Origin of the sequence: Janibacter terrae NBRC 107853 (assembly GCF_001591405.1) — a bacterium.
In the GTDB taxonomy this organism is placed as follows: domain Bacteria; phylum Actinomycetota; class Actinomycetes; order Actinomycetales; family Dermatophilaceae; genus Janibacter; species Janibacter terrae.
Genome location: NZ_BCUV01000006.1, coordinates 736,152 through 752,460 on the forward strand (window position 1 = coordinate 736,152; position 16,309 = coordinate 752,460).

The following is a 16,309-nucleotide window of genomic DNA, read 5'->3' on the forward strand; positions in this document are numbered from 1 at the left end:
ACCGCCCCTGCCCGCACGGCGCGGGAGGGGCGGTCAGTGGTTCGTGGGCTGGCTCACTCGCCGCTGTCGCGGCGGTCCAGGCTCTCCTGCAGGGCCCGGCGGGCCTCGGCTGCGTCGTCGCTCATGTCGGCTCCTCGTACGTGCGGGTGGGTCCGGTCGGGCACGACGTGGGTGGGGTGCCGGTGGTGCGAAGGGGGTGGCGCCGGGTGTGGCACCGATCGTGCGACGGTACGCCGCCCGGGTCCCGTACCGATGCGCCATGTCCACCACCTGGACGCGCGTCTCGAGGTTCGGCTGGCAGACGTGGGTCGTCGTCACCGGGTCCCAGGGAAAATCGGAGGCGCGTGTCGATGGGTGGACATAGCCTTGACAGGTCATGACGCAGACCCTCGAGCGGACCGCCACGCCGCCCCCCACGACCACCGAGTCGACCCCGCCGGAGCGCACCGTCGACTGGCGACGCATGAGCTCGCCCGCCGCCGGCTTCGCCCTGGCCTGCTCGGCGACCGCCGCCGTCCTCATCACCCTCGGCACGGTCGTCATCGGTCGCCTCGCCGAGGACCCGACGACCGGCCTCGTGCAGCTGCTCGCGCTCCTCGTCGTCGGTGGCGCGCTCGTCGACAACATCGGCAAGGTCGTCTGGGTCGGCCTGTCCGACCGGGCCGAGGGGGTGCTGCGCGACGACCTGCTCGACGCCGCGCTCGCCCAGCCCGTCGCGACCCTCTCGGAGCAGGCGGCCGGCGAGATCCTCGACCGGGTCGACGACGACACCCACGAGGTCGGCAACCTCATGAGGTGGCAGGTGTGGATGTTCGCGCGGACCGCCTTCTCCGTCATCCCGATGTGGGTCGTCGCGGGCCTCACGTGGTGGCCCGCGTGGCTGCTCTTCCCCCTGCTGGGGCTCGTGACGGGCGCCGCGGTGCGCCCGCTGCTCGGCGAGATCTCCCGTCGCAAGGTCGTCGAGGAGATGGCCTGGACGGACCACGCGAGCGCGCTCGAGGAGGGCATCGCCGGTCGCGACGACCTGCGCACGAGCCTCGGGCAGGCGCACATGGTCCAGCGGCTCGCGACGCTGACCGCGGCCGTCCACGCGCGCTTCGCCAGCGTCCTCGAGATCGAGAGCCGGCTCGCCCGCCGCGCCGGCCTGCTCCTGCACGGGCTCCTCGCGGGCATCGGCGTCGCCGGCATCGCCCTCTCGGTCCGCGGCTCCCTGTCGGTCGGCGAGCTCGTCACGCTCTTCATCGTCACCTCGAGCTTCGTCGGGCTGATCACGATGCTCTCCCACCAGCTCCCCGACCTGCAGGCGGGACTGGGTGCGGTGATCCGCCTGCGGCAGATGCTCGCCGTCGAGCCCGAGCCGCAGGGTGGCGCGCCCGTGCCCGAGGGGGCCGAGCTCACGGTCGAGGTGCGCGGCCTGGACTTCTCCTACGCGGAGGGCAGCTTCGCGCTGCGCGACGTGACCTTCAGCTGCCCGGCCGGCGAGACCGTCGCCCTCGTCGGGCGCACCGGGTCCGGCAAGTCGACGCTCGCGTCCTTCGTCTCCCGGGCCATCGAGCCGCCCCGCGGCAGCGTCTTCGTCGGCGGCGTCGACGTGCGCGACATCGACCTGCAGCTGCTGCGGACCGAGGTCGGCGTCGTCACCCAGCGCACCGAGATCATCTCCGGGACCCTCGCGGACAACATCGCCCTCTTCGACGACACCCCGCGCTCGGACCTCCGGGCGGCCGTCGTCGAGCTCGGGCTCGGTGACTGGGTCGACGGGCTGCCCGACGGGCTCGACACCCTCCTCGGCCCCGGCGGCACGACCCTGTCCGCCGGCGAGGAGCAGCTCGTGGCCTTCGCCCGGCTGCTCGTGCGCGATGTCCGCGTCGTCGTGCTCGACGAGGCGACCGCCCGCATGGACCCGCTCACCGAGCGGCGGGTCGTCTCCGCCGCGGACCGGCTGCTGCTCGGCCGTACCGGCATCCTCATCGCCCACCGGCTCAACACCATCGAGCGGGCACCGCAGGTCGTCGTCCTCGACCGCGGCCGGGTCATCCAGCAGGGCCGACGCACCGACCTGGCCCAGGCACCGGGCCCCTTCCGCACCCTCCTCGTCGACAGCCGGGCGGAGTCGGCGACCGACCTCCCTCCGGCCGCGGGGTCCGCCGGCGACCACGACGTCGACCACGCCGACCTCGACCCCGTCGGCGGCCGACGGCGCACCACCACCCCGCCGGACCTGCCCGAGGTCGGCGACGGGCCGTCGCTGGCCCGGGGCATCACGCACGCACTGCTGGTCAAGCCGGCGTGGGGCATCGCCGGGGCGGCCTGCTTCCTCCTGCTGTCGCTGCTCGGGGCGCAGGGTGCGATCACCGGGCTCGTGTGGGGCCGCGCGATCGAGGAGCTGCAGGCCGGTCGGACGCCGACGCTGCTCGCCGCCGTGCTCGTCGCCTGCCTGCTCGTCGTCCCCTTCATCACCGCGCAGGCCTTCTACCGCTACCCGCTGTGGTGGATCGAGGTCATGCTCCGCACCCGCATGGCGGTGCTCGTCGGTCAGACGCGCGCGGAGCGGCTGCCGCGCACGCCCCCGGGTGAGGTCGTCGCCCGGTCGATGGACGCCGACCGGTACGCGCGCTACGCCGACCGGTGGGTCGACTTCATCAACGGCCTGGTCATCGCGGCCGTCACGGCCGCGCTCGCCGGCACGTGGGTCGCCGGCGCCGTCCTGCTGACCGTCATGGTCAGCTCGGCGCTGGCCGCGAGCCTCGGCCGTCCGGTCGCCGGCCGCTCCGCCGCGGCGGCGTCACTGGCCCGCGCCCGCTTCGGCCGCGCGGTCGTCTCTGCCCTGGAGTCGGTCCGCACGGTCAAGCTGGCGGCGGCCACCCCCTTCGTCCGTCGCCACCTGCGCGAGGTCGACGGCGGACGCGTCGAGGCCGCCGTCAAGGAGCATCGGGTCCAGGCCGTGCTGGACGCCGTGCCGCTCGTCATGGTCCAGGGCGGCATCGTCGCGACGTGGTGGATCCACGTCGCCGGCGGCTGGGGCCTCGGGACGGCGATCCTCGTGTCCGGCGCCGTGGCCGGCTTCGACTGGTTCGGTCGCGTCGCCAGCATGGTCGTCACCGAGGCACCCGGCACCCGGGCCTGGCAGGTCGAGACGGCCCGCTTCGCCGGCGGCGTCGACCTCATGGACCTGCCCGCAGGTGTCGACCTCGTCGAGGGCACCGCTCCGCTGCCGGTCACCGGCGAGCGCGAGCCCCTGCGGCGCCTCGAGCTGCGCGGGCTGAGCGTCGTCCACGACGACGGCACCGTCGGCGCGAGCGACATCGACCTCACCGTCGACGCCGGTGAGCTCGTCCTGCTCGTCGGCCAGGTCGGGTCGGGCAAGTCGAGCCTGCTCGCCTCGCTCGCCGGGCTCGTCGACCACCGCGGCGACCTGCTGTGGAACGGCTCCCCCGTCACCGACCCCCAGCGGACCCTGCGGCCGGGTCGCGTCGCGCACGTCGCCCAGGTGCCCCGGGTGCTGTCGGGGACCTTCACCGACAACGTGCGGCTCGGGCACGAGCGACCCCTCGACGCGCCGGTCGCGCTCGCCCGGCTGACCGAGGACGTCTCTGCCGCCGGCGGGCCCGACTCGCTCGTCGGCCACCGCGGCGTGCGTCTGTCGGGCGGCCAGGTCCAGCGGCTGGCGCTCGCCCGGGCACTTGCGACCGAGGCCGAGCTGCTCCTCGCCGACGACGTCTCGTCCGCGCTCGACGCGACGACCGAGATCGACCTGTGGCGCGGTCTGCGCGAGCGGGGAGCGACGGTCATCGGTGCGACCTCCAAGCGGGCGGCGCTCGAGCAGGCCGACCGCGTCGTCGTCCTCGACGGTGGCCGGGCGGTCGCGGTCGGTGCCTGGTCCGACCTCTCCCCGACGTGGGGGCACCTGGCCGGCTGATCCCCTTCGTCCCGCGGGACGGTGGGTCCAGGGCATGACGAAGGGGGCGCCCCCGGCCGGTGAGCCGGTGGGGCGCCCCCTTCGGGGCCCGCGCGGGGTCGCCGCGACGGGAGTCCTGGGTGCTCGCGTCAGCGAGCGGCCGAGCCCTCGACGTAGTCGTCGTCGCCCGACTTCCACGCGAAGTGCGCGCGCAGCGCCTTGCCGGTGGCCTCGATCGGGTGGCCGGCCTCCTTCTCGCGCAGCTGCGTGAACTCGACGGCCCCGTTGTCCTGGTCCTCGATGAAGCGGGTGGCGAAGGTGCCGTCCTGGATGTCCTTGAGGACGCCCTGCATGCGGTCCTTGACGCCCTGGTCGATCAGGCGCGGGCCGGAGACGTAGTCGCCGTACTCCGCCGTGTCGGAGCAGGACCAGCGCTGCTTGGCGATGCCGCCCTCCCACATGAGGTCGACGATGAGCTTGAGCTCGTGGAGGACCTCGAAGTAGGCGATCTCCGGCTGGTAGCCCGCCTCGGTCAGGGTCTCGAAGCCCGCCTGGACGAGGTGCGAGACACCGCCGCAGAGGACGGCCTGCTCGCCGAAGAGGTCGGTCTCGGTCTCCTCGGTGAAGGTCGTGGTGATGACGCCCGCACGGGTGCCACCGATGCCCTTGGCGTAGGACTTGGCGATCTCCCACGCCCGGCCCGACGCGTCCTGCTCGACCGCGATGATGTCGGGGATGCCACGGCCGTCGACGAACTCACGGCGCACGGTGTGGCCGGGGGCCTTCGGCGCGACGAGGATGACGTCGACGCCGGCCGGCGGCTGGATGTAGCCGTAGCGGATGTTGAAGCCGTGACCGAAGACGAGGACGTCGCCCTCGCCCAGCGCGGAGGCGATCTCGTCGGCGTAGAGGTGACGCTGCACCTGGTCGGGGGCGAGGATGACGATGACGTCGGCCTCGGCGGCGGCGGCGTTCGGGGTGAGGACCTTCAGGCCCTCGGCCTCGGCCTTGGCCCGGGACGAGCTGCCCTCGCGCAGGCCGACGCGCACGTCGACGCCGCTGTCGCGCAGGTTGAGCGCGTGGGCGTGGCCCTGCGAGCCATAGCCGATGACGGCGACCTTGCGGCCCTGGATGATGGACAGGTCGGCGTCGTCGTCGTAGATCACTTCAGCGGCCATGTGGCTCTTCTCCTTGTGGTGTCGATACTGCAGTCGAGTCTGGGCGTCATCGTCTCGCGTCCGGCGAGCCGACGACGCAGGGGATCAGTGTCTGGACCGGTCCGTGATGGACCGGGGGCCGCGGCCGATGGCCACGACGCCGGACTGGACGAGCTCCTTGACGCCGTGGGGCTCGAGGATCTCGAGCATCGCGGCGATCTTGTCGGAGTTGCCGTACACGTGCAGGGTCATCGCCTCGGGCGTCGTGTCGACGATCTTGGCCTTGAACATCTGCGCGGTCTCGAGGATGGCGCTGCGGTTGGTCGCGTCGGCGCGCACCTTGACGAGGACGACCTGGCTCGTGACCGAGGCCAGCGGGTCGAGCTCGACGACCTTGAGCACCTCGACGAGCTTGTTGAGCTGCTTGGTCACCTGCTCGAGCGGGAGCAGGTCGACCTCGACGACGACGGTCATCCGGGAGACCTCGGGGTGCTCCGTGGGGCCGACGGCCAGCGAGTCGATGTTGAACCCGCGACGGGAGAACAGCGCCGAGATCCGGGCGAGGACGCCGGGCTTGTTCTCGACGAGGACGGACAGGGTGTGCTTCGTGCTCATGGGTGGCCTGCGCTCACTTTCCCTGGGAGTCGCTGTGGTCGGCGTCGGTCGGCTGCTCGATGGCCTCTGACTCCTCGCGGTCCCACTGGGGCGCGGAGTCCCGGGCGATCTGGATCTCGTCGTTGCTCACGCCGGCGGCCACCATCGGCCACACCATGGCGTCGCGCTCGACGACGAAGTCGACGACGACGGGGCGGTCGTTGATCGACATCGCCTCGGCGATCGTCGCCTCGAGGTCCTCGGGACGCTCGCAGCGCAGGCCGACGCAGCCGTAGGCCTCGGCGAGCTTGACGAAGTCGGGGATGCGGCTGCCGACCGAGGTGTGCAGGTCGGTGTTGGAGTAGCGCTCGTTGTAGAAGAGCGACTGCCACTGGCGGACCATGCCCAGGCTCGAGTTGTTGATGATCGCGACCTTGATCGGGATGTCGTTGATGACGCAGGTCGCCAGCTCCTGGTTGGTCATCTGGAAGCAGCCGTCGCCGTCGATGGACCACACGACACGGTCGGGCTCGCCGACCTTGGCGCCCATGGCCGCCGGCACGGAGTAGCCCATCGTCCCGGCGCCGCCGGAGTTGAGCCAGGAGTTGGGGCGCTCGTAGTCGATGAACTGCGCGGCCCACATCTGGTGCTGGCCGACGCCCGCCGCGTAGATCGCCTCGGGACCGGCGGCCCGGCCGATGGCCTCGATGACCTCCTGCGGCATGAGCGCGCCCTCGCCGTGCGACTGGTAGCCGACCGGGTAGGTCTGGGACCAGCCCGCGGTCTCCGCTGCCCAGACCGCGTAGGTGTGCGGGTTGACGTCTGCCGCGTCACCGGAGCCGGACTCGACGGCGGCGATGAGCTCACCAAGGATCGCCTTGGCGTCGCCGACGATCGGCACGTCGGCGGTGCGGTTCTTCGAGATCTCCGCCGGGTCGATGTCGGCGTGGATGACCTTGGCCCCCGGGGCGAAGGACGGCAGGTGACCGGTCACCCGGTCGTCGAAGCGGGCACCGATCGTGATGAGCAGGTCACTGCGCTGCAGGCCGGTCACGGCCGCGACGGACCCGTGCATCCCGGGCATGCCGAGGTGCAGGCGGTGCCCGTCGGGGAAGGCGCCCCGCGCCATGAGGGTCGTGACCACCGGGATGCCGGTGAGCTCGGCGAAGCGGAGCAGCTCGACGTGCGCGCCGGAGCGGATCACGCCGCCGCCGACGTAGAGCACCGGCCGGCGGGCGGCGGCCATGAGGCGCACGGCCTCGCGGATCTGCTTGGCGTGCGGACGCGTCACCGGGTGGTAACCCGGCAGGGCGATCTGCGGCGGCCACGCGAAGGTGGTGGTGGCCTGCAGCGCGTCCTTGGAGATGTCCACGAGCACGGGACCGGGGCGACCGGTACCGGCGATGTGGAAGGCCTCGGCGATGACGCGCGGGATCTGCGCCGCGTCGGTCACGAGGTAGTTGTGCTTGGTGATCGGCATGGTGATGCCGCGGATGTCCGCCTCCTGGAAGGCGTCGGTACCGATGGCGGCGGAGGCCACCTGGCCGGTGATCGCGACCATCGGGACGGAGTCCATGTGCGCGTCGGCGATGGCGGTGACGAGGTTGGTGGCCCCGGGCCCGGAGGTGGCCATGCACACCCCGACCTTGCCCGTGGCGGAGGCGTAGCCCTCGGCGGCGTGGCCGGCGCCCTGCTCGTGCCGCACGAGGATGTGGCGCACCTTCGTCGAGTCCATGAGCGGGTCGTAGGCGGGCAGGATGGCGCCGCCGGGGATGCCGAAGACGACCTCCGCGCCGACGTGCTCGAGGGAGAGGACGAGGCTCTTCGCTCCCGTCACCTGCTCGGGGGTCGGTCGAGCCTCCGCCCGGCGCGCCATCGCGGCCGGGCTCGGGGCGCTGCTGGTCGTGTCAGTCACCGTGTGTCCTTCGGTCAGTCGTGCCATCCGTCCTGCTCCTCACATCTTCTCCCGGCATGAAAAAGCCCCTCAGTCCGGGTACGGACATGAAGGGCGCGCGCTGCGTCGACGACGTCGTCGCTCAGGCAGCGCGCCGGGGAAGTACGAGGAGGAGGACCATGTCGTTACTCTCCCCCGCCGCCTCCCCCGTGTCAATGAATGAGACGGCAGCGTCCACCATCCGGACGCAGGCGAAGGGAGTGCCGCCGACAATCCCCGTGACACCGCCCGGGAAGTGGAGGATCCTCCCTTCCATGAGCACCGCAGCGTCGACCCCCTTCGCCCTGCCGGCAGGCGTGGACCTCACCGTCCGCCCGCTCCGGGCCACGGACGCCGAGGCGGTCGTCGCGCTCGCCCGCGCCGACGAGGCCGAGTCGCTGGCCGAGCCGGTCACCGAGCTGGTCGACGTGCAGCGCGCCTGGCGGCTGCCGACCACCGACCTCGACCACCGCTCGCTGGCCCTCCTCGACGGCACCCGCCTCGTCGGCTACCTCGTCGTCGGGGCGCACGGTCGCCTCGACGCGGTCGTCGCGGCCTCGCACCGCGGCCGCGGCATCGGGCGCGCCCTGCTCGACCACGCCATGGTCGTGGCCCGCAACCAAGGTGACCCGGAGGTCTCGCAGACGGTGCCCGTCGGCAGTCCCGCCCACCGCTTCCTCGACGCGGCCGGCGGCACCGCGACCTGGGACTCCTGGATCCTCGAGCTGCCGGCCGACCGCCGCCTGCCCGAGCAGGCGCTCCCCGACGGCTTCACGCTCGGCGAGGGGCGGCCCGAGGAGATGCACTCCGTGCACCTGGTCAAGGAGGCCGCCTTCGACGAGTGGCCCGGCCGGCGCCCGACGAGCTACGAGGACTGGGCGGCCGACTTCCTCGAGGGCGAGGAGGCCGCGCCGTGGCGCTGCCGCGTCGTGCGCGACCGCGAGGGCCGCGTCGTGGCCATGGCGATGGTCATCGGCAGCGAGGACGGGATGCTCTGGGTCGACCAGCTCGCCGTCGCCGCCCCGCACCGCGGCCTCGGCCTGGGCCGTGCCCTGCTCGCGGACTCCTTCGCGGAGGGACGTCGGCGCGGGCTGGCCCGTGCGGGGCTGTCGACCGACTCGCGCACCGGTGCGCTCGGCCTGTACGAGCACGTCGGCATGGAGGTCACCGCGACCTTCCGCCACCTCGCGATCCCGGTGTGAGGGACGACGAGGGACGACCGATCAGTAGTACCGGGTCGTGCAGAGGTACACGCGGGTCTTCACCGTGCCGGCCGTCGAGGTGCCCATGGCGCGCTTCTTGGCCAGGCGCACGGTGGGCCACTTGTACTTGCCGTACGCGCTGCCGTAGCGGACCGGGCGGTTCTTGGAGTCGTACTTGACCGCGACGGCGGCGCACCCGTTGCTGACCCACACGACGTTCTTGCAGTAGGAGGAATAGCTGTACTGCTTGCAGCGCTTCAGGGCCGCGCTCTGGGCGCTGCTGCGGTACTTGGCGTTGACCGACGTGCCGACGGCGAGGGTGCGGGTGTTGAGGGCGATGGCGCCGTAGTAGTTCGTCGCCGCGGACGAGGAGTCCTGGGTGACGGCCGCGCCGGCGGGCGCGGTGGCGAGGGTCGTGGCGGTGAGCGCGACGGCGGCGGACGCCACGGCGGCACGGGTGATGACGGACTTCATGGATGACTCCCCTGGTGTGGTGGTGGCGGCCCCGGTGGCCGCCCCGGTGGACATCTTGGCGCCCGCGCCGGGCGCGCGCCATGGGGAGTCCTCCCCCGCAGGCGAGCGCTCAGGGCAGGCGGAAGTCGTCCAGCTGTGCCGCCCCGAAGGCGAGGTCCTCCCAGTGCCCCGAGAAGCGCAGCACCGCTGCCGCGGCCGGCGGGAACCCCTGACCCAGGCACTCGTGCGCGTGCGCCCGGCCCTCGCCGTCGGCGAGCAGGCTCGCGGCCGCGGGGAGCCCGGGCGCGTGGCCGATGACGAGGAGCACGCTCGCGTCGTCCGTCGACTCGCGTACCACGGAGAGCACGTCCTCGGCGTCGGCGTTGTACAACCGGTGCTCGATCCGGACCTCGGCCTCCGCGCACCCGGCCTCGGCGACCTCCTGCATCGTCTCCCGGGTGCGCAGGGCGGGCGAGCACATGACCTCGTCGCAGCCCAGACCCCGCTCGCGCAGCCAGCGGCCCACCTCCTGAGCCTGGGCGCGGCCCGGCTCGGACAGGGGGCGCTCGCGGTCGTCCTGACCGGCACGGCCCGGCTCGGGCTCGGCGTGCCGCAGCAGGATCAGGGTCCGGTCCTCTGCTGACGTCGTCATGCCCCGAGTGTGGCCCGCGACACACCTGCGCGCCACCCCTGCGCGGCGGTAGCGTCGGGACATGACGCGCCGCGCCGTCCGCACCACCCTCGCCCTGGGCCTGACGCTCGGGCTGGTGGCCTGCGGCTCCGTGGACGAAGGAGGCGGGACCTCCCCTTCGTCGTCCCGGACGTCCTCGTCCGCCCCGTCCTCGTCCGGCTCGTCGGGCTCGTCGGGCACCACCGTGGAGGGCACTGTCACGGTGGTGACGACCGATCTCCAGGTGCCGTGGGACCTCGCCTTCCTCCCCGGCGGTGACGCGCTGGTGACGCTGCGCGACAGCGGTGACGTCGTGCGGATCTCCGACGGCGAGCAGCAGGCGGTCGGGACCGTCCCGGGTGTCGTGGCCGAGGGCGAAGGGGGTCTCCTGGGGCTCGCCGTCTCCCCCGACTTCGCCCAGGACGACACGCTCTTCGTCTACGCGACCACCGCCGAGGACAACCGCGTGCTGCGGATGACGTTGGGCGCCAGCGGGATCGGTGACGTCGAGCCGGTGCTCACGGGTATCCCCAAGGCGGGCAACCACAACGGCGGGCGCATCGCCTTCGGTCCCGACGGTTACCTCTACGTCGCGACCGGTGATGCCGGCGACACCGACTCCGCGCAGGACCCGGCGAGCCTCGGCGGCAAGATCCTGCGGATCACGCCCGACGGCGAGCCGGCACCGGGCAACCCGGTCGCGAGCTCCCCCGTGTGGACCTCGGGCCACCGCAACGTCCAGGGGCTGGCGTGGCGGGAGGACGGGACGATGTGGGCCAGCGAGTTCGGTCAGGACACCTGGGACGAGCTCAACCGCATCACCCGCGGCGGCAGCTACGGCTGGCCGCAGGTCGAGGGCGAAGGGGGCCGCGAGGCGTTCGTCGACCCCGTCGCCACGTGGTCCACCGCCGACGCCTCCCCGAGCGGCATCGCCGTCGAGCGGGACGGGTCGATCGTCATGGCCGCGCTGCGCGGCGAGAGCCTGTGGCGCGTGCCGGTCACCGGCAGCGGTGACGACCTGCGGGTCGGCACCCCGGAGCGGCTGCTGCAGGGCGAGTACGGGCGGCTGCGGGACGTCGAGCGCGCGCCCGACGGGAGCCTGTGGGTGCTCACCAGCAACACCTTCCGCGGGGAGCCCCGCGACGGGGACGACCGGGTGCTGCGCCTGCGTCCGTGACCGTGGCGGGGGCGCTCAGCCTGCGTGGACGAGGTTGATCGGCTGCTCACCCGCGACCATCGCGGCGATCTGACGGCGCAGCATCGTCACCGCACGCGGCCGGAAGGCCTGGGTCACGCCACCGACGTGGGGGCTGATGATGACGCCCGGCGCCGACCAGAGGGGGTGGCCCTCGGGCAGGGGCTCGGGGTCGGTGACGTCGAGCGCGAAGCGCAACCGGCCGGCGTGCCGCAGCGCCGCCTCCGTGTCGAGGGCCGTCCCGCGCCCGACGTTGACGACGAGCGAGCCGTCGGCGAGGGCGGACAGGGCCTCCTCACCGAGCATCTGCGCGGTGGCGTCCGATCCGGGCAGGACCGAGATGACGATGTCGTGCTCGGGGAGCAGGTCGAGCAGCTCGTCGGTGCCGTGGACCGCGTCGACGAGGTCGTCGCCGGCGCGGGCGCGCGCGGCGACCGCCGTCGTCGTGACCTCGAAGGGGGCGAGCCGCTCGGCGATCGCCCGCCCCACGGAGCCGTAGCCGAGGACGAGGACGCGCTTGTCGGCCAGACCGGGCCGAAACTGCCGGGGCAGCCACTCCCCCTTCGCCTGTGCCCGCGCGAACTCGTCGAAGCCGCGCTGCGAGGCGAGGACGAGGGCGAGCGCGAGCTCGGCGGTGGCCGCGTCGTGGACCCCCTTCGCGTTGGCGAGGGCGACGCCGTCCGGCAGCACCGGCACGATGTTGTCGAAGCCTGCGGACAGCAGCTGCACGAGCCGCACCGAGGGCTGCTCGGCGACGACGGCGACGCCGTCGGGCCGGGTCATGTACGGGGCGATGTAGAGGTCGACCGCCTCACCGGGGGGTCCGGTGCGCGGGTCCCAGACGACGGGCGTCATGCCGTCGACGGGACCGACGTCGTCGAGCCAGCTGCGGTCGGGGAAGGAGACGGTGACCATGCGCCGATGGTAGGCCGGGGCATCCGGCATGGGTACAACTACCCATGGACGCGGTGCGACCGCGGTGGGTCCATGGAGGTCAGGGATGTCCCGTGGGGAGACGTCCCCGCACCCCGAGAGGACACCGCCATGAAGCGGATGCTCAGCACCATCGTCACGTCCGGCCTCTGCACCGCGGGCCTCGCGCTCACGAGCACCGCCCAGGCCGCACCCACCATCGAGGACCCGCCGACGACCCACCACCGGTACGCGCAGTCCGAGGTGGTGCTCGGCGGCGCGTGGACCGTCGAGTTCGGCTCGCCGATCCGCGGCAACCGGCACCAGGTCAGGCTGCGCACCGACAACGGTCGGGTGAGCGGCTTCATCCGCTCGTTCTACTGCCCGAGCGGCGCGAGCGTCTCACCCCGCTGGGCCTCCGCGCGGTGCACGCACCGGCAGACGATCTGGCTGAAGAACACCCCCGACAACCCGTGGGTCGGCTGGGTCAGCAGCAGCGGCACCCGGGCGACCCAGCGCGACTACCTCATGGGGGTCAGCGGGTCGAGGGCGTGGCCCTTCGACGCCGACTTCCGGCTGTACGCGTCGTCCGCGGTGACCGACGACGGTGACGGGACCTTCTACTCGTGGTGGCGCGACGCCACCCCGCACGGGTCCTTCGCCGGCAAGCCGATCCTCTCCGGCACCAAGCGCTACGGCACGATCGGCGGGTACGGACCCGCCTGACCTCAGCCCTCGGCGCCGAGCCTGGCGAGGATGATCTCGCGCGCCTTGCCGGCGTCGGCCTGACCGCGCATCTCCTTCATCACCTGGCCGATGAGGGCGCCCGCGGCCTGCACCTTGCCGCCGCGGATCTTGTCCGCGACGTCGGGGTTGGCCTCGATGACCTTGTCGACGGCCGCCTCGAGGGCACCGTCGTCCTGGACGAGCTCCAGCCCGCGCGCGTCGGCGACGGCCGTCGGCGTGCCCTCGCCGTCGAGGACGCCCTCGAGGACCTGACGGGCCATCTTGTCGTTGAGCCGGCCCGCGCCGACCATCGACTCGAGCTCGGCGACGTGCTGCGGGGTGACCCCGACCTGCTCCGCGTAGGTCACGAGGTCCACGCCCTGCGTGTTGGCCCGGCGTGAGGGCTCACCGAGCCACCACTTGCGAGCGGCCTGCGGCTTGGCGCCCGCGGCGACGGTGGCCTCGATCAGCTCGACGGCGCCGGCGTTGAGCACGTCGCGCATCTCGAGGTCGGAGTAGCCCCAGTCGTCCTGCAGCCGCTTGCGGCGCTCGGCCGGCGGCTCGGGCAGGGTGGCGCGCAGCTCCTCGACCCACTCACGGCTCGGGGCGACGGGGACGAGGTCGGGCTCGGGGAAGTAGCGGTAGTCGTCGGCGTCGGACTTCGGACGGCCGCTCGTCGTGGCGCCGGTGTCCTCGTGCCAGTGGCGGGTCTCCTGCAGGATCGAGCCGCCACCGGTGAGCACCGCGGCGTGGCGGCAGACCTCGTAGCGCACCGCCCGCTCGACCGAGCGCAGGCTGTTGACGTTCTTGGTCTCGGTGCGGGTGCCGAGCGGGACCTCGAGCTGGGCGGGCCCGGCCGGGTCCTCGCCCGCCTTGGGACGAAGGGAGAGGTTGACGTCGCAGCGCATCGACCCCTGCTCCATCTTCACGTCCGAGACGTCCAGGGCACGCAGCAGGTCGCGCAGCGCGGCGACGTAGGCCTTGGCGACCTCGGGGGCGCGCTCCCCCGCACCGACGATCGGCCGGGTGACGATCTCGATGAGCGGGATGCCGGCACGGTTGAAGTCGACGAGCGAGTACTCGGCGCCGTGGATGCGACCGGTGGACCCACCCACGTGCAGGCTCTTGCCGGTGTCCTCCTCCATGTGGGCGCGCTCGATCTCGACCCGGAAGGTCTCGGTGCCCTCGCCGGAGGCAGCCGGGATGTCGACGTCGAGGTACCCGTCGAAGGCGATCGGCTCGTCGTACTGCGAGGTCTGGAAGTTCTTCGGCATGTCCGGGTAGAAGTAGTTCTTCCGGGCGAAGCGGCACCACTGCGCGATCTCGCAGTTGAGCGCCAGGCCGATGCGGATCGCGGACTCGACAGCGGTCGCGTTGACGACCGGGAGGGCGCCGGGCAGACCGAGGCAGACCGGGCAGACCTGGGTGTTGGGCTCGGCGCCGAAGCCGGTCGCGCACCCGCAGAACATCTTGGTGCTCGTCCCGAGCTCGACGTGCACCTCGAGACCCATGACGGGGTCGAAGGTGGCCAGGGCCTCGTCGTACCCGAGGACCTCGTCGGTGGTGGTCGTCGCCATGTCTCAGGCTCCCTTCGTGATGGCCAGCTCGGGGGCCTGCTCGAGCAGGTGCCCGCCCCAGGCGGAGACGAGGCGCTGCTCGAGGGCGGCGCCGACGGTGTAGAGGCGGTCGTCGGCCATGGCGGGCGCGAGGACCTGGAAGCCTGCGGGCAGCCCGTCCTCGGCGAGGCCGCTCGGCAGCGACATGCCGGGTACACCGGCGAGGTTGGCCGGGATCGTCGCGATGTCGCCGCGGTACATGGCCATCGGGTCGTCGGTCTTGTCGCCGAAGCGGAAGGCCGTCGTCGGGGCCGTCGGGCTGACGAGGACGTCGGCGATCTCGAAGGCCTTCGCGAAGTCGTCGGCGATGAGGCGACGTACCTTCTGCGCGCTGCCGTAGTAGGCGTCGTAGTAGCCCGACGACAGGGCGTAGGTGCCGAGGATGATGCGGCGCTTGACCTCGTCACCGAAGCCCGCGTCGCGCGAGGCGGCCATGACCTGCTCGGCGCTCGGGTCCTCGACACCCTGCGGGGAGACGCGCAGACCGTAGCGCATCGCGTCGAAGCGGGCGAGGTTGCTGCTCGCCTCGCTCGGCATGATCAGGTAGTACGCGCCGAGGGCGTGCACGAAGTTGGGGCAGGAGACCTCGACGACCTCGGCGCCGGCGTCGACGAGGTGCTGCACCGACTCGTCGAAGCGCGCCTGGACGAGCGGCGAGAAGCCCTCGCCGGTGAGCTCCTTGACGATGCCGATGCGCATGCCCGTGACGTCCGCGCGCCGGGCGGCGCCGACGACGTCGGGGACCGGCTGGTCGATGGACGTCGAGTCGAGCGGGTCGTGCCCGGCCATGACCTCGTGGAGCAGCGCGGTGTCCAGGACCGTGCGGGCGCACGGGCCGGCCTGGTCGAGCGAGGAGGCCATCGCGATGAGGCCGTAGCGGGAGACGCCGCCGTAGGTCGGCTTGACGCCGACCGAGCCGGTGACGGCGGCGGGCTGGCGGATCGAGCCGCCGGTGTCGGTACCGGTCGCGAGCGGCGCCTGCCAGGACGCGACGACAGCGCTCGAGCCACCGCCGGAGCCGCCGGGGATGCGCTCGAGGTCCCACGGGTTGCGGGTCAGGCCGTAGGCCGAGTGCTCGGTCGAGGACCCCATGGCGAACTCGTCCATGTTGGTCTTGCCGAGGATCGGCAGTCCGGCCGCCTTGAGCCGGGTGACCACCGTGGAGTCGTACGGCGGGATCCAGCCCTCGAGGATCCGGGACCCGGCGGTCGTCGGGATGCCGGTCGTCGTCATGACGTCCTTGACGGCGATCGGGACGCCGGCGAGACGGTGGAGGGTCTCCCCCTTCGCCCGGCGCTCGTCGACCGCGCGGGCCTCGGCGAGCGCGGACTCGCCCGCGACGTGGAGGTACGCGCCGACCTGCTCGTCGACCCCCTCGATGCGGTCGAGGTGGGCGCGGGTGACCTGCTCGGAGGAGAGGTCGCCGGAGGCCAGCGCGTCGGCGAGCGCGGCAGCGGTCATGCGGGTGGGGTCGCTCATCAAGGTCCTTCTGGCTCAGTCTTCGGTGAGGATGCGCGGCACGGCGAAGCGCTCGACCTCGGAGGCCGGCGCCATCGCGAGGGCCTGCTCGGGGGTCAACGAGGGACGCACCTCGTCGGGGCGGGTGACGTTGACGATCGGCATCGGGTGGCTCATCGGCTCGACGCCCTCGATCGGGGCCTGCGAGACGGCCTCGACGGAGGAGATGATGGTCGCGAGCTCGCCGACCATGCGGTCGAGCTCGGCGTCGGAGAGGTCGATGCGGGCCAACGAGGCCAGGTGCGCCACGTCGTCGCGGGAGAGGTCAGCCATGCGGGACAGTCTAGGAGCCGGCGAAGGGGGCGCCGCCCCCGGTCGATCCGCGGGTACGACGTGCACTCGGCTTCCCGCGGAGTCCGCGGCCCCTGACGCCGCGGGACCGCGCCGCGAAGGACCCTCACGAGAGCACGTCGTACTCGCGCGTCACGAACCTGT

At 72.7% G+C, this 16,309-nt stretch carries 14 protein-coding genes; 4 read left to right on the plus strand and 10 right to left on the minus strand.

All coding sequences use genetic code 11. The features are described 5' to 3' along the window. Positions 1–53: 53 nt before the first annotated feature. Positions 54–215, minus strand: coding sequence for a hypothetical protein (locus tag JT1_RS18370; protein WP_169701922.1), 162 nt, complete (start codon positions 213–215; stop codon positions 54–56). A gap of 161 nt (positions 216–376) precedes the next feature. Here JT1_RS18370 and JT1_RS08855 point away from each other — a divergent pair, with 161 nt between their 5' ends. Beyond that, complete coding sequence (locus JT1_RS08855; protein WP_068325209.1) at positions 377–3,919, plus strand: ATP-binding cassette domain-containing protein; 3,543 nt, start codon at positions 377–379, stop codon at positions 3,917–3,919. Positions 3,920–4,047: 128 nt separating this feature from the next. Here JT1_RS08855 and ilvC read toward each other — a convergent pair whose 3' ends face one another. The 3 genes from ilvC to JT1_RS08870 form a co-directional block, all read right to left on the minus strand. Further along, a complete protein-coding gene (gene ilvC, locus JT1_RS08860; protein ID WP_068325210.1) occupies positions 4,048–5,076 on the minus strand; it encodes a ketol-acid reductoisomerase in 1,029 nt (342 codons plus the stop codon). Positions 5,077–5,160: 84 nt separating this feature from the next. Next, the gene (ilvN, locus tag JT1_RS08865) at positions 5,161–5,670 is read right to left on the minus strand and encodes an acetolactate synthase small subunit (RefSeq protein WP_068325211.1); all 510 of its coding nucleotides are present in this window, start codon (positions 5,668–5,670) and stop codon (positions 5,161–5,163) included. Between the two features lie 13 nt (positions 5,671–5,683). Further along, entirely contained in the window at positions 5,684–7,525 is a 1,842-nt protein-coding gene (locus tag JT1_RS08870) for an acetolactate synthase large subunit (RefSeq protein ID WP_068325515.1), read from the minus strand. Positions 7,526–7,857: 332 nt separating this feature from the next. On the opposite strand from JT1_RS08870, the gene JT1_RS08875 reads away from it, so the two are divergent. Then, the gene (locus JT1_RS08875) at positions 7,858–8,784 is read left to right on the plus strand and encodes a GNAT family N-acetyltransferase (protein ID WP_068325212.1); all 927 of its coding nucleotides are present in this window, start codon (positions 7,858–7,860) and stop codon (positions 8,782–8,784) included. Positions 8,785–8,805: 21 nt separating this feature from the next. On the opposite strand, the gene JT1_RS08880 is transcribed toward JT1_RS08875, so the two are convergent. Continuing rightward, the gene (locus JT1_RS08880; RefSeq protein ID WP_068325213.1) at positions 8,806–9,258 is read right to left on the minus strand and encodes a DUF4189 domain-containing protein; all 453 of its coding nucleotides are present in this window, start codon (positions 9,256–9,258) and stop codon (positions 8,806–8,808) included. A gap of 109 nt (positions 9,259–9,367) precedes the next feature. Beyond that, positions 9,368–9,889 (minus strand): SixA phosphatase family protein, encoded by a 522-nt coding sequence (locus JT1_RS08885; RefSeq protein ID WP_068325214.1) that lies wholly within the window; start codon positions 9,887–9,889, stop codon positions 9,368–9,370. Positions 9,890–9,950: 61 nt separating this feature from the next. Between JT1_RS08885 and JT1_RS08890 the strand changes: the two genes are divergently transcribed. Further along, positions 9,951–11,084 (plus strand): PQQ-dependent sugar dehydrogenase, encoded by a 1,134-nt coding sequence (locus tag JT1_RS08890; RefSeq protein ID WP_068325215.1) that lies wholly within the window; start codon positions 9,951–9,953, stop codon positions 11,082–11,084. A gap of 15 nt (positions 11,085–11,099) precedes the next feature. Here the strand turns inward: JT1_RS08890 and JT1_RS08895 are convergent, their stop codons facing one another. Then, on the minus strand, positions 11,100–12,017 hold the full coding sequence (locus JT1_RS08895) for an NAD(P)-dependent oxidoreductase (protein WP_068325216.1): 918 nt from the start codon (positions 12,015–12,017) through the stop codon (positions 11,100–11,102). Between the two features lie 129 nt (positions 12,018–12,146). On the opposite strand from JT1_RS08895, the gene JT1_RS08900 reads away from it, so the two are divergent. Continuing rightward, on the plus strand, positions 12,147–12,740 hold the full coding sequence (locus JT1_RS08900) for a hypothetical protein (RefSeq protein ID WP_068325217.1): 594 nt from the start codon (positions 12,147–12,149) through the stop codon (positions 12,738–12,740). A gap of 2 nt (positions 12,741–12,742) precedes the next feature. On the opposite strand, the gene gatB is transcribed toward JT1_RS08900, so the two are convergent. Genes gatB through gatC form a run of 3 tightly spaced genes read right to left on the minus strand, consistent with a single transcriptional unit; the run spans position 12,743 to position 16,147 of the window. Next, positions 12,743–14,317, minus strand: coding sequence for an Asp-tRNA(Asn)/Glu-tRNA(Gln) amidotransferase subunit GatB (gene gatB, locus JT1_RS08905; RefSeq protein ID WP_068325218.1), 1,575 nt, complete (start codon positions 14,315–14,317; stop codon positions 12,743–12,745). Between the two features lie 3 nt (positions 14,318–14,320). Then, the gene (gatA, locus tag JT1_RS08910) at positions 14,321–15,835 is read right to left on the minus strand and encodes an Asp-tRNA(Asn)/Glu-tRNA(Gln) amidotransferase subunit GatA (RefSeq protein ID WP_068325219.1); all 1,515 of its coding nucleotides are present in this window, start codon (positions 15,833–15,835) and stop codon (positions 14,321–14,323) included. A 15-nt stretch (positions 15,836–15,850) separates the two neighbouring features. After that, a complete protein-coding gene (gene gatC / locus JT1_RS08915) occupies positions 15,851–16,147 on the minus strand; it encodes an Asp-tRNA(Asn)/Glu-tRNA(Gln) amidotransferase subunit GatC (RefSeq protein WP_068325220.1) in 297 nt (98 codons plus the stop codon). Positions 16,148–16,309 lie beyond the last annotated feature (162 nt).